This is a genomic window from Paenibacillus sp. GCM10027630 (genome assembly GCF_042676305.1).
Taxonomy (GTDB): Bacteria; Bacillota; Bacilli; order Paenibacillales; family NBRC-103111; genus Paenibacillus_S.
Map to the genome: position 1 here is coordinate 1 of NZ_JBHTGY010000050.1, position 26,697 is coordinate 26,697.

Annotated in this window: 24 protein-coding genes, 1 rRNA gene and 1 other RNA gene; 4 read left to right on the top strand and 22 right to left on the bottom strand. The window is 45.4% G+C overall.

Annotated elements, in window-relative coordinates; translation table 11 throughout:
- From ACFQ0C_RS23975 to rpoE, 17 genes are all read right to left on the bottom strand, one after another.
- A 16S ribosomal RNA gene (locus tag ACFQ0C_RS23975) occupies positions 1–182 on the bottom strand; the annotation flags it as partial.
- Between the two features lie 309 nt (positions 183–491).
- A complete protein-coding gene (locus tag ACFQ0C_RS23980) occupies positions 492–761 on the bottom strand; it encodes a pro-sigmaK processing inhibitor BofA family protein (RefSeq protein ID WP_258217676.1) in 270 nt (89 codons plus the stop codon).
- Positions 761–1,036 carry a YaaL family protein gene (locus ACFQ0C_RS23985; protein WP_258217677.1) on the bottom strand — a complete coding sequence of 92 codons (276 nt, stop codon included), beginning with the start codon at positions 1,034–1,036 and terminating at the stop codon, positions 761–763. Before ACFQ0C_RS23985 ends, ACFQ0C_RS23980 begins: the two co-directional genes overlap by 1 nt.
- 248 nt (positions 1,037–1,284) lie before the next feature.
- Positions 1,285–1,881, bottom strand: a complete 597-nt coding sequence (gene recR / locus ACFQ0C_RS23990) for a recombination mediator RecR (RefSeq protein ID WP_258217678.1) — start codon at positions 1,879–1,881, stop codon at positions 1,285–1,287.
- A gap of 117 nt (positions 1,882–1,998) precedes the next feature.
- Positions 1,999–2,310: a YbaB/EbfC family nucleoid-associated protein gene (locus tag ACFQ0C_RS23995; RefSeq protein WP_258217679.1), complete on the bottom strand. Its 312-nt coding sequence runs from the start codon at positions 2,308–2,310 to the stop codon at positions 1,999–2,001.
- Between the two features lie 19 nt (positions 2,311–2,329).
- Complete coding sequence (dnaX, locus tag ACFQ0C_RS24000) at positions 2,330–4,093, bottom strand: DNA polymerase III subunit gamma/tau (RefSeq protein WP_379370324.1); 1,764 nt, start codon at positions 4,091–4,093, stop codon at positions 2,330–2,332.
- Between the two features lie 66 nt (positions 4,094–4,159).
- Positions 4,160–5,221, bottom strand: a complete 1,062-nt coding sequence (locus ACFQ0C_RS24005; RefSeq protein ID WP_258217681.1) for an ATP-binding protein — start codon at positions 5,219–5,221, stop codon at positions 4,160–4,162.
- A 155-nt stretch (positions 5,222–5,376) separates the two neighbouring features.
- Positions 5,377–5,640: signal recognition particle sRNA large type (gene ffs / locus ACFQ0C_RS24010), an RNA gene on the bottom strand.
- A gap of 46 nt (positions 5,641–5,686) precedes the next feature.
- Positions 5,687–6,088, bottom strand: coding sequence for a hypothetical protein (locus ACFQ0C_RS24015; protein ID WP_379370327.1), 402 nt, complete (start codon positions 6,086–6,088; stop codon positions 5,687–5,689).
- 95 nt (positions 6,089–6,183) lie between these two features.
- Positions 6,184–6,381, bottom strand: a complete 198-nt coding sequence (gene rpmE, locus ACFQ0C_RS24020; protein ID WP_171650169.1) for a 50S ribosomal protein L31 — start codon at positions 6,379–6,381, stop codon at positions 6,184–6,186.
- Positions 6,382–6,456: 75 nt separating this feature from the next.
- Positions 6,457–7,728: a radical SAM family protein gene (locus tag ACFQ0C_RS24025; RefSeq protein ID WP_379370329.1), complete on the bottom strand. Its 1,272-nt coding sequence runs from the start codon at positions 7,726–7,728 to the stop codon at positions 6,457–6,459.
- A 59-nt stretch (positions 7,729–7,787) separates the two neighbouring features.
- Entirely contained in the window at positions 7,788–9,113 is a 1,326-nt protein-coding gene (rho, locus tag ACFQ0C_RS24030) for a transcription termination factor Rho (protein WP_258217739.1), read from the bottom strand.
- Positions 9,114–9,195: 82 nt separating this feature from the next.
- Positions 9,196–10,449: a UDP-N-acetylglucosamine 1-carboxyvinyltransferase gene (locus tag ACFQ0C_RS24035; protein ID WP_379370331.1), complete on the bottom strand. Its 1,254-nt coding sequence runs from the start codon at positions 10,447–10,449 to the stop codon at positions 9,196–9,198.
- Between the two features lie 124 nt (positions 10,450–10,573).
- Positions 10,574–11,428 (bottom strand): class II fructose-1,6-bisphosphate aldolase, encoded by an 855-nt coding sequence (gene fba / locus ACFQ0C_RS24040; protein ID WP_258217685.1) that lies wholly within the window; start codon positions 11,426–11,428, stop codon positions 10,574–10,576.
- A gap of 164 nt (positions 11,429–11,592) precedes the next feature.
- Positions 11,593–11,985, bottom strand: a complete 393-nt coding sequence (locus ACFQ0C_RS24045; protein ID WP_258217686.1) for a response regulator — start codon at positions 11,983–11,985, stop codon at positions 11,593–11,595.
- A gap of 204 nt (positions 11,986–12,189) precedes the next feature.
- Positions 12,190–13,791: a CTP synthase gene (locus ACFQ0C_RS24050; RefSeq protein WP_379370334.1), complete on the bottom strand. Its 1,602-nt coding sequence runs from the start codon at positions 13,789–13,791 to the stop codon at positions 12,190–12,192.
- Positions 13,792–13,987: 196 nt separating this feature from the next.
- The gene (gene rpoE / locus ACFQ0C_RS24055) at positions 13,988–14,575 is read right to left on the bottom strand and encodes a DNA-directed RNA polymerase subunit delta (RefSeq protein ID WP_258217688.1); all 588 of its coding nucleotides are present in this window, start codon (positions 14,573–14,575) and stop codon (positions 13,988–13,990) included.
- A gap of 375 nt (positions 14,576–14,950) precedes the next feature.
- Here rpoE and ACFQ0C_RS24060 point away from each other — a divergent pair, with 375 nt between their 5' ends.
- Complete coding sequence (locus ACFQ0C_RS24060) at positions 14,951–16,126, top strand: S8 family peptidase (RefSeq protein ID WP_379370337.1); 1,176 nt, start codon at positions 14,951–14,953, stop codon at positions 16,124–16,126.
- A gap of 39 nt (positions 16,127–16,165) precedes the next feature.
- Here the strand turns inward: ACFQ0C_RS24060 and ACFQ0C_RS24065 are convergent, their stop codons facing one another.
- The 3 genes from ACFQ0C_RS24065 to ACFQ0C_RS24075 all read right to left on the bottom strand — a co-directional run bounded on the left by ACFQ0C_RS24065 (position 16,166) and on the right by ACFQ0C_RS24075 (position 20,543).
- Positions 16,166–16,576, bottom strand: a complete 411-nt coding sequence (locus ACFQ0C_RS24065; RefSeq protein WP_379370339.1) for a YwiB family protein — start codon at positions 16,574–16,576, stop codon at positions 16,166–16,168.
- 633 nt (positions 16,577–17,209) lie between these two features.
- A complete protein-coding gene (locus ACFQ0C_RS24070; protein ID WP_379370341.1) occupies positions 17,210–18,112 on the bottom strand; it encodes a transposase in 903 nt (300 codons plus the stop codon).
- Positions 18,113–18,515: 403 nt separating this feature from the next.
- Entirely contained in the window at positions 18,516–20,543 is a 2,028-nt protein-coding gene (locus ACFQ0C_RS24075) for a beta-galactosidase (protein ID WP_445324361.1), read from the bottom strand.
- Between the two features lie 139 nt (positions 20,544–20,682).
- Between ACFQ0C_RS24075 and ACFQ0C_RS24080 the strand changes: the two genes are divergently transcribed.
- Positions 20,683–21,513, top strand: a complete 831-nt coding sequence (locus tag ACFQ0C_RS24080; RefSeq protein ID WP_258217694.1) for a helix-turn-helix transcriptional regulator — start codon at positions 20,683–20,685, stop codon at positions 21,511–21,513.
- Positions 21,514–21,598: 85 nt separating this feature from the next.
- Positions 21,599–22,444: a metallophosphoesterase gene (locus ACFQ0C_RS24085; protein ID WP_379370343.1), complete on the top strand. Its 846-nt coding sequence runs from the start codon at positions 21,599–21,601 to the stop codon at positions 22,442–22,444.
- Between the two features lie 104 nt (positions 22,445–22,548).
- On the opposite strand, the gene speB is transcribed toward ACFQ0C_RS24085, so the two are convergent.
- Entirely contained in the window at positions 22,549–23,418 is an 870-nt protein-coding gene (gene speB / locus ACFQ0C_RS24090; RefSeq protein ID WP_379370345.1) for an agmatinase, read from the bottom strand.
- Between the two features lie 22 nt (positions 23,419–23,440).
- The gene (gene speE, locus ACFQ0C_RS24095) at positions 23,441–24,268 is read right to left on the bottom strand and encodes a polyamine aminopropyltransferase (RefSeq protein WP_258217697.1); all 828 of its coding nucleotides are present in this window, start codon (positions 24,266–24,268) and stop codon (positions 23,441–23,443) included.
- A gap of 293 nt (positions 24,269–24,561) precedes the next feature.
- Here speE and ACFQ0C_RS24100 point away from each other — a divergent pair, with 293 nt between their 5' ends.
- Positions 24,562–26,634: a transglycosylase domain-containing protein gene (locus tag ACFQ0C_RS24100; RefSeq protein ID WP_379370418.1), complete on the top strand. Its 2,073-nt coding sequence runs from the start codon at positions 24,562–24,564 to the stop codon at positions 26,632–26,634.
- The last annotated feature ends 63 nt before the right edge of the window (positions 26,635–26,697 follow it).

Genomic DNA, 26,697 nt, shown 5'->3' on the forward strand with positions numbered 1-26,697 from the left:
TCCATCCAGCTATCCGCTCTTAGCTATCGTTTCCGATAGTTATCCCGGTCTTACAGGCAGGTTGCCTACGTGTTACTCACCCGTCCGCCGCTAACTGTTCCCGAAAGAACAATCCGCTCGACTTGCATGTATTAGGCACGCCGCCAGCGTTCGTCCTGAGCCAGGATCAAACTCTCCACGATACCCCAAAAAGTGACGCGAACCTCCGCAGAGAATTCCGAATACTTTTCGGGGGCCCCACATTACATGGGTGTAAAAAAGCTTGTCTTAAGCTCAAAAGTAATGCTATCGAGAATTTGCATTCTCTATTTTAACACTCACTCGTTGTTCAGTTTTCAAAGGGCAAATTCTAACTTATTACTTGAATTAAGCAATCCATCACAGCTATACATTCACAGTATTTCGTGTTTTGTTTTAGCGGCGACTTTCTTAATATACCACAGTTGAAAACCTGATTGCAAGTTTTATTTTCCAACGAAGGAAAAACCACATCATACAATCCAAAGCTTCACTGCAACAAGCAGCAATAAACCCGGAACTCCTAGAACACTCACGGTCCCGACTGTGGTCGCATTGATCGGCACTTCCACACGTGTATACGGCCCGAGCAGATTTACAATATACAATAAAAAAGCGGCAATTGCAACATTCAGGCAAAGATAACCGATCCAGTTAAACGCAAACCTGTGACGAAACAGTGTAAACACCAGAAGAATACCCGAAATGCTAAAAATCCCCCACAACAAATAGGACTTTATCATTACCCCTCCATAACCCTCCCCCTGTTAACTTCTATGGCAGACAGCTTTAAATTTTTTGCCTGTTTAATAAGCATTTCAAAACGTTTTTCAGCAGCTTCCAACGCAAAAACAGCATAGTCAATCTGTTCTTTTTCCAGAACGAAGTCCAGCCTTTTTTGTGCGGTTACCCATTCCATGTGAGCTCTTTCAATTTCCTGCATAAGCTGTAGCTTGTCATTCATCTCCAACTCTGACTTCCTTCGCTGTACACGACTCAATCGATGCCAAAATCTCAACCCAATCCCCTCCTAAATACAGTGATAAGTGATAGGACCAGAGCATGTACTACAAAAGTGAATAAGTATTTTGCAGCTTCTTGCCTCTTTTATATACATATGAAACCAACTCCCAAGATAGAACGCCAAATTAGCAAAAAGTACAAATGACCTGCCGAAAACAAAAAAAAGCCATGCATATCATAGATATGCACGACTTTATGCTAAGGAACTTCTGGTAGTAACATCAAAAATAAACTTCCGATAAACTATAGTTCTCTGCGCCCTTCAAGCGCTTTGGTTAAAGTAACCTCATCCGCATATTCCAAATCGCCACCAACGGGTAGTCCATGCGCGATGCGAGTGACCTTTAAGCCAAAAGACCGAACAAGCCGAGATAAATACATAGCTGTTGCTTCACCTTCAATATTAGGGTTCGTAGCCAGAATCAGCTCCTGCACCCTCTCATCGCTCAAACGTTTCAACAAATCAGCAATGCGGATTTCGTCAGGACCGATACCTTCCATAGGTGAAATGGCTCCATGAAGCACATGGTAGTAGCCGTTAAACTCGCGGGTTCTCTCCATGGCAACAAGATCTCTCGGCTCTTGAACAACGCAAATTATTGAATGATCCCTTCCCTTGTCCTGGCAAATACGGCAGGGGTCGGTATCTGTAATGTTACAACAGATGGAGCAATAATGCAGATTCCTTTTGACATTCACCAACGCTTTGGCGAAATCAATACAATCCTCTTCCTTCATTCGCAGCACATGAAAAGCAAGCCGTGCCGCTGTCTTGGGGCCAATACCCGGCAGACGGGAGAAGGCGTCGATCAGTTTAGCTAACGGTTCAGGATAAAACAAAGGGATAGCTCCTTATGGCGCAACCATAACATCAGGGTACATCGAAGCCAGTTATCACTAGGGTGCAACCGTTTCTTGAAGCACGACTGAGTTGGTTGTCACTCTTATGGTGTTAAATTAGAATAAGCCGGGAATGTTCATTCCACCGGTTAAGCGAGACATTTCTTTATTAGCGAGCTCCTCAGCTTTGGTCATAGCATCATTGACAGCAGTCAAGACGAGGTCCTGCAGCATTTCTACATCCTCTGGATCCACAGCTTCAGGCTTGATCAGGATAGAGGTGATTTTCTTTTGCCCGTTTACGCTTACAGTTACAACCCCGCCGCCGGCAGAGCCTTCCACCGATTTTTGAGCAAGCTCCTCTTGGGTTTTCAGCATTTGCTCCTGCATCTTCTTAACTTGCTTCATCATTTGATTCATGTTGTTCATAAAAAATCACTCCTCGTTATCAGTCTTCTTTTATTTTAACTAAGTCTTCACCAAATAATTGAATAGCCTCACTAATCCATTCTTCTCTAGCAGCCACAGGTTCATCCTCTGGAACAAGCTTAAGCTCTTCTTTACTTCCTTCAACCGGTTTAACTTGATCAGCAGCTGACTTCCAATCCTTAATCATGATGGATATCAACCTGTACGGACTGCCCAAAACATCCGCCATTACCTGCTCAATCAATTGTTTATTAGCCGGCTTCTCTGTCGTTTCCCGATGCATCGAGCTTTTAAATGCTACCAATACTGCATCTCCATGAACCGATACAGGCTCACCGTCAACCAACCAGGCATGAATGGTAATTCGCTGTTCCTTCACCCGACCCAACACCTGATTCCACTTCTGGAGTACCGACTTAGAATCCTGAGAGTCCTTCCCTTCCAGGAAGCCGTCCAGCTTCTCGACACTCTTCTTCATCGCCGCCGGAATCGCTGTACTTCTTGAGCCGGAACCGGATTGCCCAGCCCCACCGCCGGAAGCACTACCCGCCGCAGGTGCAACACCCTGCTTCTGCAGCTGCACCAACTGCTCCTCAAGCCGCTGAATACGGCTCATTAATTGAGACACAAGTCCATCAGGAGCACGTTCCGCTCCTTTGGAGCCATCGCCGGCACCAGTCCGTGAGGGAGCCCCTCCAGCAGTAGAGCTGCTCAGCTTCATCAGCGCCACTTCAAGCAGCGTCTGAGGCTGAACCGAGTATTTCATCTCGGTTTGGTAATAGTTCAACGTATCCATCATGGAAATAAGCTCTTGTGTAGTGAATGACTCAGCAACACCGGCAAATCTTTTTACATCAATAATTCGATCCGTTACGGCTTGTGAGCCGGGAACCATCTTGACCATCAATAAATCGCGGAAATAATACAGCAGGTTTTCCATGCACTTGTCGGCACTCTTACCCTCCTGCATAAAATCATCGATCAGCTGCAGCACCGCTCCTACATCACGCTGTTTGATGGCCTGAACCAGCTTTTCAAACTGATCTGAAGCCATCCCTCCGGTAATGGAAATAACGTCGTCATAAGTAACGTGCTGCCCTGAAAACGCCATAATCTGATCCAGCAAACTGAGTGCATCGCGCATTCCGCCGTCAGAAAGTCTGGCGATAAATCGGATCGCATCATCATCAGCTTCTATCCGTTCTTCCCGGCATACCTCATGCAGCCGCTCCACCTGGTCCTCGAGTGAAACACGACGGAAATCAAACCTTTGGCATCGCGATATAATCGTGGCCGGCAGCTTGTGCGGCTCTGTAGTAGCCAGAATGAACATAACATGTGCAGGCGGTTCCTCCAATGTTTTTAACAAAGCATTGAAAGCTTCCGTCGTCAGCATATGGACTTCATCGATAATATATACCTTTTGGCGAACTTCGGTTGGCGCATATTTCACCTTGTCGCGAATGTCCCGGATTTCTTCCACACCCCGATTAGAGGCTGCATCGATCTCCACTACATCCATGACTGCACCTTCCGTAATACGTATGCAATTGGCACATTCATTACAAGGCTCTACCGCCGGGCCATTCAAGCAGTTTACGGCTTTGGCTAATATTTTAGCCGCGCTCGTTTTACCCGTCCCTCTTGGACCATTGAATAAATAAGCATGCGTAAACCGACCTTCGCGAAGAGAGTTTTGCAGTGTTTGAACGATGTGCTTTTGACCAACAATTTCTCGGAAAGCCTGCGGTCTCCACGTTCGGTATAATGCGATATGTGACAAAAGCATCCTCTCCAGTAATTGTTTATCCTGTTTATTATACTACACAACGGAATGTCTTTGAAGTGGTTAAGGAAAAGGGATACTAACGGTAAATGTGGTCCCGAAGCCTTTCGAGGAAACGCGAATATGACCGCCGATATCGTGAATAATACGCTGACACACCGATAGGCCTAACCCGGTCCCCTCAGCCTTGGTGGTAAAAAAAGGATCGAAAATTTTATCAATAACAAACAAGGGAATTCCGGGGCCTGTATCATGAATATCAAAGTTCACTTTACGCTCGTCATCGTCCACCCTTTCGGTTAAGGTTAAATGGCCTCCGTCCCCCATAGCCTCGATGCCATTTTTGCATATATTTAAAAATACTTGTTTCAACAACTCCCTATCCGCTATTACCGACGGCAGCTTATCTGCTGATTCGTAGTGCATGATAACGCCATGCATGATAGCCTCATTATTAATTATTGGAAGAATGTCCTTCATAACCTGCGAGGTATCTACCTCTACGTAAGTCACATTTTTGGGCTTGCTAAGCAATAGAAACTCATTTACCAACTCATTAATCCGATTGATCTCGGTCAGCATGACTTCGGTATACCCGGTTTCACGGTCCATTCCCAGATCCTTCATCGTTTTGCGCATCATCTGCAGGAAGCCTTTGATCGAAGTAAGCGGATTGCGAATTTCGTGAGCCGTCCCTGCCGCTATTTGACCAATCATAGCCAACCGATCACTGCGCTGCACTTGCTCTTCTAACGAACGAAGATTGGTAACATCCTTAAATATGATGTAGGCGCCTACAACTCGATGATCTTCATCACGAAGCACATTGGAATCCACCAGCAGCTCATAGCGCTCTTGATTGTTTGTCCAAGAAAGTGCATGATTTCGGACAACCATGCCATCCAAAATATTACGGTGCACCAGTTGATGTTCCGCAGGCATGTTAGCAAAAATCTGCTCTACCTGGCAATTAATAACATCCTCTTTAGTTAATCCTAGCACACGGCATGCCATATCGCTAATATCAATAAGCTCAAATTGCGTATTCATCAATATGACTCCAAGATTAACATCACGCAAAAATGTACCAGCGAATCGTTGTAGCAAATTTAAACCTTGCTGCACCGGGCCACCCCCCTTTGTCTGCCAACCCTAGTTAACTTTAGTATACAATTCTCCTAAATATTTCATTTTCCTTCTGTAAACGCAAAAAAACACCGTTCTTAAGCCCTAGAAGAGCCTATCCCGATGTTTATCGTGTGCATAAATTGTAAGTAAAACCGTGCACCTAATTTGATATTACGATCCAAGCGGAATTTTTAGACTCAGCTCAAGTTAGGCCACCCTCCGGCACATGGAACATCCCGCTTACGGCTGCTTCCTTCCGAACCTGACCGGATTCACAAGCATCCATTGCGGAGGACCCGACTCTCAACACCAATTCTAAAACCCAAGCCTTACATCGCAATACCGCAGTTAGGCGATCAACCCCGCTGTAGCGGATTGCAGGTTACAGGGCACCGCTACCTCCCCGTCTAGCACGGCAAAGATAAGTATAGACGATTCATACTGAAATAGCAACCTGCAGCATTATTTACGAGAAACGGAAACCTTTACCGTATATCGGGGCATTGCTTGGGATAGCTTATCTCTGGCTTCCTTCTCTACAACCGCTACTTCCTGATCGGTTAAATTAGCAGGGACATCTATTTTAACGTTAGCTGTATCCCCATTGACTGAAATCGTTGAACCTGTTACATGGGGTACTTGGTTAATAGTAGCCTTCATCAGCCTCGTATCTGCCAAATAGGTATGATGAGTCGGGCTAGTCGGCATATTGGGATTGACATCCGTAATTCCCAGAAGCCCATCTTGCGAATAGGATTTAACCTGTGTGTTTTGCTTCTGGCAAGCAGTCAAAGAAGCTGTGGCCAAAAATACAGTCAATATGGATACAACGATTCTTTCTCTTGTAAGTGGTCGTAGGCTCAAAACGAAAACACCTCCTGAAGCTATCCTAAGAATTGTGTTCTTAGGATAGCCACAGGAGGTTAATTTATGCTGTAAGCCATTGGAAACATCTAGAATTAGATGCCGTATTTCTTTTTGAACTTATCAACACGACCGCCGGCATCAAGAAATTTCTGCTTACCTGTGAAGAATGGGTGGCAAGCGGAACAAATCTCAACACGCAGGTTTTGCTTAATGGAACCTGTTTCAAAAACATTACCACAAGCGCATGTAAGTGTAGTGTTGTGATACGTTGGATGGATTGCTTCTTTCATGACTTTCACCTCTTTTGCCCTGAAACACCATGTGAATCAGAGTTGATAAACACATGCAAGATTATATCACGTAAATCACTGCTGTTGCAAGTCATTTCTACGCTTCAACGCTGCCGGAATATGGGTATAGGAACCCAGAACAACACCTGGCAGTTCCTGTTCATAAATCTCTATCATTTGCTTCATACCAAGCAGCTCTCCCTGAGCTTTTGGAATCAAATTCAAATAACTTTCAGGATCAATATTTAAATTACGCAGCTGTATCAGCTTCAGATCCGTGCGGCGAACAAATTCAATCATCGCCTCCACCTCTTCCTCACGGTCAGTTACGCCCGGAAAGATGAGGTAGTTGATCGAAGTAAGGACACCTTTGTCCGCTGCATAGCGAAGCGACTTCTCCACATTACGCAAAGTATAGCCACGCGGCTTGTAGTATGAGTTGTAGTGATCGTCAAGTGCGCTGATCGTACTTACGCGCATCAAATCCAATCCTGCATCAACGATCCCACGGATATGATCGGTCAAGCCCGCATTCGTATTGATATTGATAAACCCATTACTGGTTTGCTGCCTTACACGGCGCATCGCCTCAATAATGGTTGGAGCTTGCGTAGAAGGCTCACCCTCACAGCCTTGCCCGAAGCTGATAATAGCGTCTGGCGTTTTCAAATGCTCCAGCATTACCTGAACGACTTCATCCACTGTGGGCTTAAAGTTCATCCTTGTTTGCGGAGCAGGGAATCCGCTATCCTCCGGCTGTTCGGAAATACATCCGAAGCAGCCCGCGTTACAGGAAAAAGAAACGGGCACAGCACCTTCGAGCCTGCCCAAGAATGTATTCGAAGCCGTCAAGCACTCATACTCCAGTGCACAGTTGGACAAATGCTGGTACAAGCGATTCCCATCGTACTGCTTCAGCAAGCTCCCTACCTTGACTTCAAGCTCGTCTGGATCGCAGTTGCGCGGGTTCCATGGCTCGGGATCATCACTTGCATGAGCGGCAACGAAGAATTGTCCTTCCTTCCATACAACTGCTGTATATCCGAAAAGGGGGAGAACCTTCGTTTTATCCGACTTGGCGTAGCCAGGGAGCAACAGCCGCGTGAACCCTTGAGGCATAAGCGCGCCTACTGCATTTACCTCGCCTGGCAGCACCTGCATCTGACCCGACTCGACATGAATGCCAATAGGTCGGGTATCAGGCAAACTAACCAATGTTGCTCCTTCAGGCAACGGAATCAACTCATCATCCATGATATCCGTTACCATGTCTCCATTACGACCGAGTGCAACAAAATCAGGATGGTCGAAGACATTTCCATCACGATCGGCATAGACTACATTCATATCGAACTTACTCCTTATGTGAACCATAACTTCGATGTTATTGAAGTTGCAGCTGTCACTTATGATGCGGAATTTTTAACCCGTTTGGACGGTGAGGCTGAGGAAGATGAAGATGTGCTGTTCCCGCCAGACGGCTTGTTATTTCCGGTTTCAAGCGAATCCAAAAATTCTTGATTCGATTTCGAATCGGCCAATTTTTTAATAAACGCTTCGATGTATTCGTGTGAATCATTCATACTTTTGCGGATCGCCCATACTTTATCCAGTTCTTCTTTGGTTAAGAGCATCTCCTCGCGTCGTGTTCCAGAACGACGAATGTCGATAGCCGGGAAAATGCGTCGTTCGGCGAGCTTGCGATCCAAATGAAGCTCTAAATTACCCGTACCTTTAAATTCCTCGTAAATAACATCATCCATACGAGATCCCGTTTCAACTAATGCGGTAGCCAAAATCGTCAAGCTCCCGCCTTCCTCAATATTACGAGCAGCCCCAAAGAAACGTTTAGGACGGTGAAAAGCACCAGGATCGATACCACCAGATAACGTACGTCCGGATGGAGGAATAACTAGATTGTAGGCACGAGCGAGGCGAGTTATGCTGTCGAGCAATATGACAACATCCTTTTTATGTTCAACCAGACGCTGTGCACGCTCCAATACAAGCTCAGCAACTTTAATATGATTCTCTGGAAGTTCATCGAAGGTGGAAGCGACAACCTCGCCCTTAACAGAGCGCTGCATATCGGTAACTTCCTCCGGACGCTCATCAATCAGGAGTACAAAAAGCTCTACCTCGGGATGATTCGTTGAAATACTGTTGGCTATTTCTTTAAGCAACAGTGTTTTACCTGCTTTGGGAGGAGCAACAATTAAACCACGCTGGCCAAAACCAACAGGGGCCAACAAATTCATAAGTCGAGTGGAAAGATGGGTAGGGGATATTTCCAAATTCAACTTTCTTTGCGGATACAAAGGGGTTAGGGCCGGGAAATGCAGCCGCTCTGCTGCGGTAACAGGATCCTCTCCATTCACCGCTTCAACATGCAAAAGGCCGAAATAACGTTCGTTCTCTTTAGGGGGCCTGCACTTTCCTGAAACCAGGTCACCCGATCGAAGATCAAACTTACGAATCTGCGAAGCAGAAATATAAATATCCTCAGAGCTAGGTAAATAGTTGATAGGCCTCAAAAAGCCAAATCCATCTTGTAGTATTTCCAGAACGCCCTGCATAAACATCAATCCGCTTTTTTCTGCCTGTGCTCGTAAAATGGCGAAAATAAGTTCTTTTTTCTTCAATGTTCCATAGTATGGAATTTGATGCTTTTTGGCCAATTGGTAAAGCTCTGTCAGTTTCAAACCTTCTAGTTGTGCTAGAGGCATATCCATCATCTCAACCACCAAACTATTAAATTTTCAAAATTTGAAATATAATCTAGCATTACCCAAATTTACTTCACCTATACCAAATTTAACCTTGTTCTCGCCAAACCTCTGCACCTAAATTTGATAGATTCAACACTAGGTGATCGTACCCACGATCGATATACTCAACACCAGTTATTTCAGTTACACCACTTGATACAGTTAGTCCGGCAATAACCAATGCAGCACCGGCACGTAAATCGGTTGCCTTCACCTTAGCGAAGCTCAGTTTGCTGCCTTCAATAACAGCCGACCGTCCTTCCACCTTGATCTTAGCACCCATACGAAGCAATTCCGGAACATGCTTGAAACGGTTGCTGTACACGTAATCGCTCAGAATGCTGACACCTTTGGTTTGGGTGAGCAAGCTCGCCATGGGAGACTGTAGATCCGTCGCAAATCCCGGATATACAAGTGCCTTAACGTCGACGCTTTCATACTCTGGTCGTCCAATAACACGGATGGATTCATCCATTTCATGAATAATTACACCCATCTCCTGCAATTTAGCAGTAATAGCTTCTAGATGCTTAGGTATAACATTATCTACAACAACGTCTCCGTGTGTTGCAGCTGCAGCTATCATATAAGTACCCGCTTGAATGCGGTCTGGAATAATGGAATGACGGCACCCATGCATGGAATCAACGCCCTCGATACGGATCGTTTCTGTTCCAGCTCCTTTAATCTTAGCGCCCATGGCGTTCAAAAGTGTAGCAACATCTATGATTTCAGGCTCTTTCGCCGCATTTTCGATCAAAGTAAACCCTTTGGCACGTGAGGCCGCTAACATAATATTAATCGTTGCACCCACGCTAACAACATCCAAATAAATCTTAGCCCCAACCAGTTGCTTAGCTTTAATATGCAAAGCTCCATTCTCTGTGCTTACACGTGCTCCTAATGCTTCAAAACCTTTAATATGCTGATCAATCGGCCTAGGCTCAAAATTACAACCTCCAGGCAATCCGATTGTTGCTTCCCCAAAGCGACCTAGCAGCGCACCCATAAGATAATAAGACGCTCTCAACTTTTTGACATTTCCATTAGGCATTGGCTTAGACTGCAAACGGCTTGGATCGATACTCATATAATCTTCATTCCACTGAACCGTTGCACCCAGTTCCTCAAGCAGCTCCGAATAAATAGCCACATCGCTCAATACAGGCAAATTATCCAATATAACTGTTGATTCCGATAAAATAGCTGCAGGTATCAAAGCAATAGCACTGTTCTTGGCACCACTAATTTGGACCGTCCCCCGCAGCGGCCGACCGCCGGCGACCATCAATTTCTCCATTCGTCCCTCTTCCTCCCACGTAACCACTTTAAAGCGCTAAACGATATGAATAACCGACAGGCGTGACTGATAAAAACAATAGAAGGGAAATACATCTTTTGCGATGCATTCCCCGTCAATCAAATTAAGCTTGGTTGGAACTACCGAACAATTGAATTTTGGATTTAACCACTTCAACCATGGCTTTGCGAGCAGGAGTGAGGTATTTACGAGGATCGTACACTTTCGCGTCTTTGTTAAGAACTTCACGAATAGCTTCAGTACAAGCAACTTGATTCTCTGTGTTTACGTTGATTTTGCCTACCCCTGCTGCGATTGCTTTAATAATCATTTCATCAGGCACACCAGATCCACCATGAAGCACGACTGGTACCGGAATCGCTTTGGAAACCTGCTCAATAATATCAAAACGGATGTTTGGCTCTCCTGCATACATACCATGTGCAGTACCTACTGCAATGGCTAAGCAATCAACACCAGTTTCTTCATAGAAGCGAATTGCTTCTTCTGGCTTCGCCAAGCTTGCATTCTCTTCGTCTACGCTGATGTCATCTTCCACACCGCCGATAGTTCCGAGTTCGCCTTCTACTGATACGCCCATAGCGCGCGCAGCTTTTACAACTTCTTTCGTCAAACGGATGTTTTCTTCGAAAGAATAGTGGGAACCATCGAACATAACCGAGCTAAATCCCGCACGAATACATTTCATTGCAACTTCAAAGCTGCTACCATGATCCAAATGCAGAGCAATCGGCAAACCGGATTTCTTAGCCGCTGCTTCTGCAATAGCCACAGTAAATTCGATACCCATATACTTCAAAGCTCCCTCACTAACACCATAGATAAAAGGAGAATTTAGTTCCTGAGCTGCGTCTACAATCGCTTGAGCGAACTCCAGATTATTCATATTGAACTGACCTACTGCGAACTTATTAGCTTTAGCTTTAGGCAAAAATTCATTCATTGAAACTAACGGCATGTGACTCTTCCTCCTAGTATTTATTGACCGAGTTTATTGCGATAAACCGCTCATCTGTCATACTGACCTATTATAGCATACAAATAATGAAATGATAACCAAGCCTTTGGCTTTTTTCAAAGCCATGAACAGATCCCTCCGCACAAAAAAAAGAGACCCTAAATTCAGGATCCCACAGCGTAAGAACTATTATTAGTTGAACGCAAATGATTGTTTACCGCACTGCGCAGTTCATCGATATCAAAAGGTTTGGTGAAGTGCATGATCGCTCCGAGGTCTGTTGCTTCCTTGATCATGTCCAGCTCACCGTATGCAGTCATCATAATGACTTTTATCGTGCTGTCGATGCTTTTGATATGCTTCAAAATGTCCAATCCGTCCATTCCTGGAATCTTCATGTCCAGTAAAACCAGGTCGGGGGAAACGCTCCTTACAATGTCCAGAGCAAGCTTGCCGTTCGATGCTTGGTAGGTCTCATACCCTTCGCTGCTGAACACTTCCATCAGCAAGATCCGAATACCATTCTGATCATCCACAATAAGCAACTTTTTCTTCAATACGGTAACCTCCTCATATCGCGTTCACATTTGTCGGAATTCCGTTCTGTTGATCTAGCCTAACAAAATAAATTCGATACAAATAACGAGATTCCTGCTGCATTTGAAGGAAATTTGAAAAGTTTTACAAATCAAGAAGTTTTTGAAGTGAAACCGTATTTTCTATTGCTATTGTATTATGCTGCTAAATATGGATACATGCCTCTATTTTTCAACTTGAAAAGCCGCTTGCACAAAATGCTTGAACAAAGGCTGAGGACGGTTCGGTCTCGAAGTAAACTCAGGATGGAACTGTACAGCCAGAAACCACGGATGATCAGGGCACTCGATGATTTCAACCAGCCTTCCATCCGGTGAGGTTCCAGTAATTTTAAATCCGGCAGCCTCCATGGACTCACGGTATTCATTGTTAAACTCATAACGGTGACGATGTCTCTCATAAACCAGTTCATCGTCATAGCAATGCATTGCAAGGGAACCTTCAGTAAGCTTACAAGGATACAAGCCGAGGCGCATAGTGCCGCCTAAATCTTCAACATCCTTTTGCTCCGGCAGCAGATCAATTACCGGATACGGTGTTGTTGGATTGATCTCTGAACTATTAGCGCCTTCCAGCTTCAGCACGGAACGAGCATATTCTACAACGGCTACTTGCATGCCAAGACATATACCGAAGAAAGGCACCTTCTTCTCACGGGCATAGCGGATCGCCGATACTTTACCCTCTATTCCACGGTCTCCGAAACCGCCTGGGACAAGGATACCTTGTACACCATGAAGCAGTTCAGCTACGTTATGATCGTAGACATCCTCCGCATTCACCCAACGGATTTTCACTTCCGTATTGCTATCTATTCCAGCATGACCAAGCGCTTCAACAATACTCAAATAAGCATCATGAAGAGCAACATATTTACCAACAATTGCAATTTCAGTTGTATGCTTCAATGACTTGACGCGCTTAACAAGATTTTCCCATTCTGTCATTTCTGGCTGATTAGTCGTTAATTTCAAATGATTAACTACGATATCATCCAATCCTTGCTCCCGCAGCATCATCGGTACCTCATACAGAGTATCCGCATCCAGACATTCGACAACGGCTCCGAGGTCAATATCACAAAACAACGCCAGCTTGCGCTTCATATCCTCTGTTAATGGATGCTCCGTACGGCACACTACAACATGCGGCTGAATACCAATGCTGCGGAGTTCTTTGACACTGTGCTGGGTTGGTTTTGTTTTGACCTCACCGGCAGCCTTCAAATAAGGAATAAGTGTCACATGAATGTACATCACATTTTCTCGACCGATATCACTTTTAATTTGACGGATCGCCTCTAGAAACGGCAAGCTCTCAATATCGCCAACCGTGCCCCCAATCTCTGTGATTACAACATCAGATTGAGCTTCACGCCCAGCACGAAATACACGGTCTTTAATTTCATTCGTAATGTGAGGAATAACTTGGACCGTACCTCCCAAATATTCTCCACGACGTTCTTTGGTAATAACGGAGGAATAAACTTTACCGGTTGTTACATTGCTATTCTTCGAAAGGTTAATATCGATAAACCGCTCATAATGACCCAAATCCAAATCTGTTTCCGCACCATCATCGGTTACAAATACCTCGCCATGCTGATAAGGACTCATTGTCCCTGGATCCACGTTGATGTAAGGATCAAACTTTTGTATCGTTACTTTGAGCCCTCTATTCTTCAACAGCCTACCAAGTGAAGCAGCCGTAATCCCTTTTCCTAATGAGGACACGACTCCTCCCGTAACAAAAATATACTTAGTCATGTATGTAAACCTCCAATTTTGATAGTATGCCTTTTTTCCGAAATATTACATCCTAAAAAAGAAAAAGCGCCCCGTTATAAGCGGGGGCACTTTATAGTCAAGACATCCGTCATGATACACTCTTTATATCAAAAGCCCAGAAAATATTTTACCCCCCAACGCACAGCGCTGTCAAGTAAAGCGAGAACAATTCGACTTATTTACCTTTCTCGTCGTCCAGGTCCTCGTCTTCATCGCTCTCTTCGTCCTCATCCTCATCTAAATCAGAGTCTTCTTCCTCCAAGGCGTTGTCGTCGATCTCTTCTTCATCTATTTCTTCTTCTGCCAGGAATTCAGTTTCTTCCTCTACCTCTTCTTCGGCATCGAAATCATCATCACGCGTTTTATCGAAGGAATCGTACTCTTCTTCCTCGACAAAAGCATCCTCTTCTTCAGCAAACAAATCATCATCGTCCAAATCATCATCTTCATCATTAATGATGCGAGGACGTTTAGCACTTCCTACAGCATCCTCTGATTTTTCTACAGGATACCAGCGTTTCAGCCCCCATAGATTCGAACCAACACATGCAAATCTACCATCAATGTTGATCTCCGTATATAGTTGAGCGATTACCTGCATGACTGCTTCTTCGGAGAGTCCTTTAATTTTGGAGATTTCCGCCATAAGGTCCCGATAATAAAAAGGCGTATTCGCTGCTTTTAGCACTTCAAATGCAAGGTCGACCATTGGCATCTCTTTGGCCTGCTCCGCACCGACCTTGAGAGTGTACTGTGCACTCATCCAAGCACATCCCTTCAAACATTTTCACAAGAGTTCTAACTATATTATCCATTATACTCCCTAATAGTAAACCTTATTTTATGTAAAAAAGCAACTGCCTTGCTTCAGCATAAGGAAGAAGCGAAGGATTTCCTTCCTTCGCCCTTGACTGTATCCACGAAGACACGCGAACTACGTCCGCCGCTTCCCCCTACTAATAAGTAAGAGAACCGTCTGATTCCCCTTATTCATCGTATGTAGCAATAAAGTTTATGACACGGCTGAGAACCCATTTATTTTGAAAAAGGCCATGTGCACATGCCACCGAACTCCCTTTAACATAGGATATGAAAAGTGGAAATAAGGGGATTCCGATGCGCGGGAGGGGCGACAACTTTGAAACCATCCTTGTTTGTCGAATGGCTGCATGAAGCCATGGAGGGCACAGAAAACGATGACCGCAAGCATATCATACGATTCACCAACCGCGACGATTACGCAGCATGTATTCAGCAGTGTAACCTGATGAAGCATTCTTTAACCCGATTGAACAACGTGCAGCCGTTGAAAATCATTAACGCCATATCTTGCACGCTGCAATCAACAGCAAAGCTGTCTTCTGTTCCCTACATTAAATCGATCGAAATGGACAGTAAGATGAAAGTTCATTCATCCAAAATAATAAGTGCCGTTCAGCCGTCCAACGGCAATAAAGCACGCAGTGGAGCTGGAACCGTGCCTTGGGGGATTAGACATATCCGGGCTCCCCAAGCATGGGGAAAATCCAAGGGAGAGCGCATTCGAATCGGTATCATTGACACCGGAGCTGATTACACTCATCCCGATCTACGACACTGTCTATCCTATGGAGTGAATCTCCTAAACCGGCATCTGATGCCTAATGATGATAATGGACACGGTACCCACATTGCAGGTACAATTGCAGCCTCAAGTCGCCTGCGAGGTATTAATGGCGTAGCTCCATCAGCGATGATCCATCCCGTTAAAGCATTTGATAATCAAGGGAGCGCCTTTGTCTCCGATATCATAGGTGGCATTGATTGGTGCGTGAAAAATCAAATTCATATTATTAATATGAGCTTCGGCATGAAAGCCTACAGCAAAGCATTGGAGGCCGCAATCCGCAACGCTTATCAAGCGGGCGTCATCGTTGTTGCTTCGTCCGGAAATGAAGGTAAGCAGGCTACTATTGACTATCCGGCAAGGCTGCGTCAAGTCATTGCAGTGGGAGCTACAACTAGGCGGGGACAAATCGCTCCTTTCAGCAACATCAGCAGCAAGATCGACATCTATGCTCCTGGCGACAAGATCTATTCAACTTGGCTAAGAGGGAAATACCATGAGCTGAGCGGTACCTCAATGGCCACCTCCCATGTAACAGGCGTTATAGCGCTGATGCTCTCTCGAAAGCCTGGTTTAAAACCGATGCAAGTCAAGTCAATTATCAAGAAAAATGCCAAACTTCTGCTTCGAACCGGAATGAGTATAAAAGAAATTCACGCGCTGCGTGCAGTTGGCGCACTAGCAAAGACGGCTTATGCGGATATTTGAATTCGTATGGGCCGGCTTTTTTCTATGGTTGCAAGTCAGCTATTTAGCAGTAACAGTGAGCCTTAGCTTATAAACTCCAGCTCTATCCCCCATCACAAACAGCTCATAACTCCACTCAGCAGTTCCAAGACCTCCAGTTAAGTTGATTGCCAAAGATTCAGTCAGCGTTTCCATGTCCAGCTTGCCCTGAGGTGTGTCATAATAACCATTTAAGCGTTGACCCCTAATAAAAGTCTGCTCCGAACGAAGACTTCCTTGACGAAGGATACGGATGCTATCCTGTCCCAGCTTAATGATTGTAACGGTCCCTTCCATTTCCGGAGCTTCTTCGTTATAACGTAAGTAATAATGGTTACCCTTCAAATACAAGTCACCGTCCGCTTTTTGAGCGATGTGCTGATCTTCAATATAACTATCTATAAGTATATGTACCTTTATAGGTGTATTCATAACTCATTCCTCCTGTCACAAGAAACAGTTTAACGAATGAAATCATTTTTTTCAATTACACTGCAACGTCGTCGACTATATCAGGAGGTCTATTTATTTGGAATTTGAGACTTCACACATTATTATCTTACAGCAAGCCTATGGTCACTATCCCCTTGGTTCAGTATCGTCCCTTAAGTTTCAGCAGCAACTTTTTTCATTTTTCTATTGCGTTGGGTTGGTTTAATTGAGTAGTTTAGATGCTTAGAATGAGCTAGATTGAGTTGAGTTGGGTTAGATAGAGTTAGTTTGCGCTAGATCGAGTTTGGTCGGGTGGATAGAGTTAGTTGGCGCTAGATCGAGTTTGGTCGGGTGGATAGAGTTAGTTGGCGCTAGATCGAGTTTGGTCGGGTGGATAGAGTTAGTTGGCGCTAGATCGAGTTTGGTCGGGTGGATAGAGTTAGTTGGCGCTAGATCGAGTTATATTCAATTTGCTTGGGTCGGGCTCAGCCAAAGATTGATTGTATTTCCACACTCTTACGACCACTATCCCCTTAGTTCAGTAAAGTTCCACCAGTCTATTATAAATTCCTCATTCTTATCTGCGATTTGTATGGATAGGAGCGATCAAATACTAAAAAATGCATAGTCAGGCTATGTAGTGACTACGAATCCAATTAAAGAACGAGACGTCACTGTTTCAGTGGAAGCGCACAGATGCATCAGACGCTTTAAAATCGATCCTTCTTGATTATTGTAGTTCATTCTACAGCAGTATTCGTCAAGGTAGGCTTGTAAATACTTCGGACCTATTCCATGGAACATTTTGTTGATCCACCTGCTTGCTTCCTTAACGTTATCCAATAATGTCTGAAAACGTCGGGAACTAAACCTGGCCGTAACGAACTCAACATCAGCTGCTCCCGCTTCAACTTGGCTCTCCATAAAAGCGCGAGTCCCTGCATGCTTGACAGATCGCTCCAGAAGATAATTTTGTTCCACTTGTTTTATTTTGATATAAATAGATTGGCCTTCATTATTGATAGAAGCACCAACTAGTAGCGGTTGCTCTTGGGGATGGCGCTGGAGGCTCGGGTTGTGAGGGCGACCATAAAAAGCTGCATTCACCCGGACACTGCCAGACAACTTAATATATGTATCCGCCTGGCTCATCGCATGACGTAGTTTGTGAAGTATAAGCCAAGCTGTTTTGTAGGTGACGCCAATCGCTCCACCAAGTTGCACAGCGTTAACACCACCTGGACTATATGAAACGAGAACGATGGCATGGAACCATTTACGCAGACTGCTCCTGCTGCCCTCCATTACAGTACCTGCGGTAAGGGATTCCTGATAGTGGCAGGCTCTGCATTCCAATAACGGGAGCCTTCGTGTTGTGATTTTATAGGCATGCAGGTGCCCGCAACGTGCGCAGCGAAACCCATTCGGCCATTTGGCTGCATACAACGCATCAGCACAAGCTTGTTCCGTATTAAATTGTCCCATTAATTCCTCAACTTTAAGCCTATCTTCTCCAACAGCCGACCCCTCTACCAATTAAATGCACCCCCACCATTTTACGGAACATTTGTTCCCTTTATTATATCAAACATATGTTCCCTTAACAACTTTTTTTCAATAAATAAGAGACAGAAAATTTGAGGGGTAGCGACGAAGAAGGATAGTTGAACGATTAAAAATTTGCTAACTGAGTGAAGGGGATAGTGACCATAAGCAATGGATGAGTGCTTGGTGTGCTTAGTGTGCCTGGTGGCCTGGTGTGCCTGGTGTGCTTAGAGTGGTTAATGCGACTATGCAAGACTCTTTTATCAAGAACGGTTATCTTGAAGGAAATGATCTATGATCTGAGATGATCTAAGGTTAAAAATAAAAATAAAGACTCCAATTCAGCCCTCCCTTACGAGGAAGGAAGCTGATTGGAGTCCTTTTGTTTCCGTGATTAGTCCTGTTTATGCAAGATAGCAACCCCATTAGGTTCTAACTGCAGTTTATCGCGGAGAGTACTGCCGCCAAGCAGTTCGATGAAAGCCCCTTCTGGCAGCTGCACATCAACTGTCTCTGCCAGATGGTTGAGTACAAAGATAAAACGTCGGTCGCCATTAGTTCGCACGCTCAACTCCACGCCAGCCGGCACATCCAATGGTGCTGTAAGGCCCACATCGCCAATAATATGCCCTAACAATCCATCAATGAAGGACTCCTCCACTTGGGTGCCTACATAGTAGGTCTTGCCTTGCCCAAAATTATTGACTGTAACTGCAGGCGATCCTGCGAAAAAGTCAGTCTTAAAGCTACCCAGAGATACTGCTCCCTCTAGACGTATAAGATCGGCCCAAAGATTGCAGCTATATTCGCCATCTGCCTCACCTAATCCTTCAACATTAATGGCATTGGTTTGTCCAGGCAGCATTGGGTCAAATTCTTCAACACAAAGACCAAGTAGTTTACGCAAAGGCGCAGGGTAACCGCCCAGATGGATACGATCGTTCTCATCAACAATACCGCTAAAGAACGTTGTGAGTAAAGTACCTCCTGCTTGAACATAAGCTTCTAAGTTGTCAGCTACACCGTCTCCTACCATGTACATTGCAGGAGCCAACACGAGCTTATAACCGCTTAAATCTGCATTGGGTTGGACAAAGTCAACCCCTACATTACTCTTGAACAATGCCTGATAATACTGACGAATTTGTTCTACATACAGCACATCACGGTTGGGCTTGGAATCCAGCTCCAGCGCCCACCAGTTATGCCAATCAAATAGGATGGCCACCTTCGACTCAACGCGAGCGTCAACAATAGCATCAAGCAGCTTCAGTTCGTTGCCCAGCTGCTCCACTTCGCGGTAAATCCGGCTGTTTTCATCTCCAGTATGTGTGACCATAGCTCCGTGAAACTTTTCCGCTCCAGCCCAGGATTGGCGCCATTGAAAGAACATTACCCCATCGCCACCACGAGCGATAGTCTGATAGCTCCACAGACGCATGACACCCGGTCTCTTCAATGGATTATGCTGCCGCCAGTTCACTTGACTCGTAACTTGCTCCATTAGAATAAATGGTTGTCCACCCTTTAGGCTGCGCATCAAATCATGCTGCATTGCAGCAAAAACAGGAATTCCGCTCGTCGGCTCCGGATAGCTGTCCCAGGTGACTACATCCATATGCTTAGCCCATTCGAACTGATCCAGCGGCTTAAACGCACCCATGAAGTTGGTCATAATGGGGAGCTCAGGTGTGATCTCCTTGAGAATACGATGTTCACCCAAATAGGCATCAAGCAAGCTGTCGGACATAAATCGCATATAGTCGAGCTGCTGTCCTGGATTAGCGTAAGTAGGCGTCTTGCCAGGCAGTCCAATTTCATCCCAACCATAATATTTCTGACTCCAGAAATTTGTGCCCCAACTTGAATTCAGCACATCCAGTGTACCGTACCTTTTCTGTAACCAAACTCTGAATTCCAATGAGCATTCATCACAATAGCAGCGCGAAATATGACAGGCATACTCATTATTAATATGCCACATCGCCAAGGCAGGATGATCCTTGTAGCGTTCAGCCAGCTTGCGGACCAACTGCTGCCCATACAATCGAAATGCCTTGCTATTCGGGCAGTAGTGCTGTCTCGAGCCCTGCATATAGCGTGCCCCATTCTCATCAACCGGAAGCGATTCTGGATGCAGCTTGGCCAACCAAGCTGGAGGTGACGCTGTGGCTGTCGCAAGGTCAGCCATGATTCCGTTAGCCGCGAGCAAATCCATTAGCCGGTCCATCCAGGCAAAATCATAGGTTTGCGGACCCGGCTGCAAGGCAGCCCAGCTGAAAATGCCAATACTGACAATATTGACACCCGCTTTCTTCATTAATCTCATATCCTCAAGCCAAACTTCCTCCGGCCATTGCTCTGGATTGTAATCCCCTCCATAAAACATATGGGGCAGTTTAACATTTTTGGATACCGCCACAACGTATTACCTCCTTCATCAAATACAATCATATGAGTATGATAATCCTAATCTTTCTACTATATCAATCAGAGTATTTTCTTGTTAATATGAAAATATTCATATTGTATTGTCAATAAACAATAGAAGGATGACAGAGATGGATCATAATATTTTTGGTGTCATTACAGAGATGGAAATGAAGTTTCCCATGTATGTAACAAGTGTCGGAAGCTGGTATAATCAGGAGCCGATGAGAAGAGAAGCAGGCTTCCCTGATTATCAGTGGATACAAACATTGAATGGTATGGGCCGACTAGAAGTAGGCGGCAAATCGTACACTGTCAGTCAAGGACAAGGAATGCTGCTGTTTCCTCATGAAAAACACGAATACACCCCCGTTCGGGAGCCATGGTCACTTAAATGGGTTACTTTTAACGGCGCTCATATGTCGGAGATGCTAGCCTCTATGCATTTCGACGCTTCTACGGTGCTTTATTTAACTAACCCTGACATTACACTCTCTAAGATAGGCGCTATTTTATCTCTGCTGCAATTGCAAAATCCGCTTCGCGGGGTAGAATGTTCTGCACTCGTCTACCAGCTTCTGCTCGACCTGTTTTTGTACACCTCCCACTCGGAGGTCCGTTCGAAACAACAGCATGCCGAACAATTGGCACCGGCCTTTCACTATATTGAGGAAAATTACAATCAACCCATCAGTCTCCAGCAGTTGGCGGATAGTCTAAGGGTGACGCCTCAGCACACCTGTCTTCTATTTCAGCAAGCGTTGGGAATTAGGCCCATTACCTATTTGACCCATTACCGGCTGCGTAAAGCGAAGGAGCTGCTCCTGCAACAATTGGATATGGAGGTCCGAGATGTGGCCCAACATGTAGGCTATGAGGACAGCAGTTATTTTATTAAATTATTTAAAAAGCAAGAAGGTGTCACTCCAAGTCATTTTCGCAAAATTCATCGTCGACTTTAGGTAACTTTGCTTGATTAAATCCGTTTATACAACATATGAATATTAAAATCGTAAGCAAAGGAGATGTTGAATGGGTGGCTCAAGAATGAATAGACGGGCCTTTTTGAAAAAATGCGCCTACACGCTCGCAGGAACAGTCTTAGCACCATTCTCCGGTTATGGTTACGCGAGGTACGCTGAGCCTGGATGGCTTCAGACTCGGATGATTACGCTATCCCTTAAGCGGCTTCCTGCTGCCTTTGACGGCATACGTGTGATCCAATTCAGTGACGTTCATCTAGGCTTTCACTACTCCGTGAAGCAGTTAACCCATCTGGTTGGGGTCATCCAAAAGTTACAGCCTGATTTGATCTGCTTCACTGGTGATTTGTTCGATTCCGTAGTCAGCGAGGATAATCAGATTCTTCAGCAATTATCCCTACTGAAAGCCCCGCTAGGCAAAGCAGCGGTGCTTGGAAACCACGACTATTATGGCAAGGAGTCGGAAAAAATCTCAGGTATCCTCACTAACAGCGGCTTCGACCTTCTAATCAACCGATCAATCCCGATAAAAAGAGGCGGCTCCAGGATATGGCTAAGTGGTGTAGATGATATGTGGGATGGTAAACCCGACCTGCGAAAAGCGCTTCAACAGGTGCCAAAGGAAGAATTCACTTTGCTTCTATCCCATTGCCCTGATTTCGCGGATATAGCGCTTCAGCACCCCGTTGATCTGCAATTATCTGGGCACACTCACGGCGGCCAAGTCCGCTTGCCTTTCTACGGTCATGTGGTCACCCCCCAATTTGGCCAAAAATATGTCGATGGCTTGTACACGCTAGGCAACGGCAAGCTTCAGGTCTATACGAATCGCGGTATCGGAGTCTCCGTCTTGCCTATCCGGTTTTGGTGCAGGCCGGAGTTGACCGTATTTACACTCCATAGGGCCTGAGCCCAGAATAATATTACAGCTTAAATTCTCTGTTTAAGAAAAAAAGGCAGCTCTTTGCAAACCACGCAAAGAAGCTGCCTTTTATAGTTTTGTTGAAGCTGGGGTTACTTAACAAGCCCAAGCAATATTTCACGAATTAATTTCGCCGCTACGATTTGCGTCTGCTCTGTCGGATCATACGCAGGAGCTACTTCCACAACGTCGGCGCCAACAAAGTTGAGATTCGCCGCAGCCATAGCATGGATGGCACCTAGAAGCTCTTTGGAGGTAATCCCTCCTGCTTCTGCAGTACCTGTACCCGGTGCACAGGACGGATCGAGCACGTCAATATCAATAGTCAAATAAATAGGACGTCCAGCAAGCTCCGGGAGCACCTTCTTCAAAGGCTCCAGCACTTCGAACGGGTGGAAGTTAATATTCTCACGAGCATACTTGAACTCCTCGCGGGAGCCAGAACGGATACCAAACTGATAAATGTTTCGTCCGCCCATCAACTCAGCTGCTTTGCGCAGTGGTGTTGAATGGGATAACGGCTCTCCTTCATATTGTTCACGCAAATCAGCATGAGCGTCGAAATGAACAATCGCCAAGTCAGGATACTTGGCATATACTTCACGGAATACCGGCCAAGAACACAGATGCTCTCCGCCAAGGCCAAGAGGGAATTTACCGTCTTTCAGCAGACCGCGGACATATTCACCGATGATGTCCAAGCTGCGCCCCGGATTACCGAAAGGCAGAAGCAGATCTCCCGCGTCGAAGTAGGTTATTTCCTCCAGGCTTTTATCCAAATAAGGACTGTACTCCTCTAGTCCGATCGATACCTCACGGATGCGGGGAGGACCAAACCGGGAACCGGGACGGAAGCTGACCGTATAATCCATTGGCATGCCATAGATAACCGCACGGGAGGCTTCATAATTATCGGAGCTTAAAATAAACACGTTGCCGGAATAAGCTTGATCCAAACGCATGCATTACACTTCCTTCAACAAATTATTTACAAAGATCCTCTACGAACTTCGGCAGCGCAAATGCTGCTTTGTGAAGGCGCGGGGAGTAATATTTAGTGTTGATTTCGGGAATTTTCGTTTCATCAACTTGCAATGGATCATGTTTTTTGCTGCCTAAAGTGAAGGTCCACAAACCGCTTGGGTAGGTAGGAATATTCGCGCAATACACACGTACGATCGGGAAAATTTCTTTTACATCACGATTGACGCTTTGGATCAGATCCGCTTTAAACCAAGGGTTGTCTGTTTGTGCAACGAAAATGCCATCTTCTTTCAGTGATTCATAGATACCTTGGTAAAATCCTTTACTGAACAGCTCAACTGCCGGTCCTACAGGCTCTGTAGAATCGACCATGATAACATCATAAGTATTTTTATGATCATGAATATGCATGTAGCCATCGTTCACGATTACTTCAACACGAGGGTTGTCCAATTCACCGGCAATTTCGGGTAAGTATTTTTTAGAATACTCAATAACCTTGCCGTCAATTTCAACCAGAACTGCCTTTTCCACTTCAGGATGCTTCAGCACTTCACGAATGACGCCGCCGTCGCCGCCGCCCACAACAAGTACATGCTTAGGATTAGGATGCGTGTACAACGCAGGATGTGCCACCATTTCATGATACACAAACTCATCCTTTACCGTGGTCATAACCATACCGTCCAGTACAAGCATGCGGCCAAATTCCAATGTATCGATTATGGCAAGATCTTGAAAATCGGTTTTCTCCGTCACAAGTGTCTCGCGAATTTTCGCGGTAATACCGAATTGCTCCGTTTGTTTCTCCGTATACCATAATTCCATGGTTCGTTTCACCCTTCTTTCACACGAATTCCCGCCCATTCCATTACATGTCTCATTATAAAATGACGCGGCTTTACTAAGCAACACCTTGCTGCTATACATCAAATTGTATTATAGTGTATCCTTCCAAAAATGCAAATACAAACGGCCCTAAAAAGCCCCCGTTCAAAAAAAATTAACATTAACCTGCTTTTAGGTGAATAAGGGCTGCTATGTTTTTCCATAATGGAAAGTGTGTACTTATTTAAAATACTAGGTTTCTTTCAGGAAAGGATCGATGATCCGTGTCCGATATGCAGAACAAACGCCCACACCCGTCTCAGCAAACTAAAGCTAATGAATCCGATCAGCAACGCTGGTTCAAGCGAATTAAAAAAATGAGTTCTTTAAGCTTTTCCACACTCATTTTATGCGCGGCCGCTCTCTTCATTATGCTGTTATACATGCGCTCACAGGCGCTCCCCGTTTCCAAAATGGGGCCATCCACCGAAATATTCGATATCCACGGCGAAATTATCGAGACATTAAATGGCGGCAAAAACAACCAAAATGTTTCCCTAGACGAAATTTCCCCCAATTTGATCCAAGCCACGCTGGCCATTGAAGATCGCAATTTTTATCATCACTACGGATTTGATATGCGCGGAATTGTTAGAGCCGCTGTTGTCAATCTTCAGCACATGTCTAAAGTGCAGGGAGCCGGAACGATCACGCAGCAGCTCGCCCGCAATCTATATTTATCGCATGAGCGGACCTGGACGCGGAAGTTAAAAGAAACTTACTACGCTGTTCAGATGGAACTGCAGATGAGCAAGGATCAAATTCTTGAGGAGTATTTAAACCAAATTTATTATGGCCACTCCACTTACGGTATTCAAGCGGCGGCCAAGCTGTTCTTTGGTAAGGACGCCAAGGAGCTGAGCTTGGCCGAGAGCGCGATGCTCGCCGGAATTCCTAAAGGACCGCGTTACTACTCCCCTTACTATGACGCTAAGAATGCGAAAGAACGACAGGGTACCGTTTTGCAAACCATGGTCGTCTCAGGCTCTATAACTCAGCAGGAAGCGGATAAAGCTTCAAAAGAGAAGCTTACGATACTGCCTTTAGAGAAGAAGAAGCCCGCTATCGGAGGATATTTCCGTGACTATGTACGAAGCATCGCCATCGGGCAGCTTGGCATTAGTGAGGACCAATTCGAAGAGCAAGGACTGAAAATTTATACAACACTGGACATTAATGCTCAAAAGGTTGCCGAAGAAGTAGTTACGGACCAGCTGAGCAAATTTACGGAAATGCAAGCCGCACTCATCGCTATTGATCCACGGAACGGCTACATAAAGGCAATGGTAGGCGGGCGTGATTATGGCGAAAACCAATTTAACCGGGTATTTGCAGACAGCCGTCAACCAGGCTCCTCCTTCAAGCCGATCGTGTATGTCACAGCGTTGCAGCAGAAACAATACACGCCAATTACACAATTTAAAAGTGAGCCGACAACCTTCACCTATGACAACGGAAGGCAGAGCTACACCCCTGGAAATTTCGGCAACACTTATTACAATACGATCGATCTGAGACAAGCTATTGCAAAATCGGATAATATTTTTGCTGTACATACCCTGCTTGAGGTTGGCGCTGAGAATGTCATTGCTACGGCTCAAAAAATGGGTATCAAGAGTCCTATGAAGCCTCTCCCTTCTTTGGCACTGGGGACTTTCCCCATTAGTCCGTTTGAGATGGCATCAGCGTTCGGTATATTTGCCAATCAAGGGATACGTGTAGAACCGACTGCTATCGTGCGCATTGAGGATAGCCGTGGTCGACCCCTATACGAATCAAAACCGGTAATGGAAAAGGTTATCGAAGCACCCTACACCTACGTAATGACTCAACTGATGGAGAGCGTATTCGAACAGGGAGGAACCGGTAACCGGGTCTCCAATGTGCTGAAACGCCCTGTGGCAGGAAAAACCGGTACAACCAATACGGATGCTTGGCTGGTAGGTTACACACCTGAGCTGTCCACTGCTGTTTGGGTCGGGTACGACAAGGATCGTAATATCAGTACGATTGAATCCCATTTGGCTGCACCGATTTTTGCCGAGTTTACAGAGCGAGCGCTAGAGTCGGTACCGCCTAAGCTGTTCGCGGTTCCTGAAGGAGTCGTAAGCGTGTATATTGATCCAGCAACAGGCAAGCTTGCCAACGAAGGCTGCCCAAATTCACGGATGGAGGCGTTCGTGGAAGGTACAGAGCCGACCGAATATTGTACCGAGCAGCCCGTGAAAAAGGATACAGGCAAGACGGATAAGCCTAAGGGCAATGGAACATGGTGGGAAGATTTGAAGCGTTGGTGGAATGAGTAATAACATTAGTTGAAATCCCGCCCGGACTCGCATATGCTTAGGCTAGAGGACAAGGTCCAATAT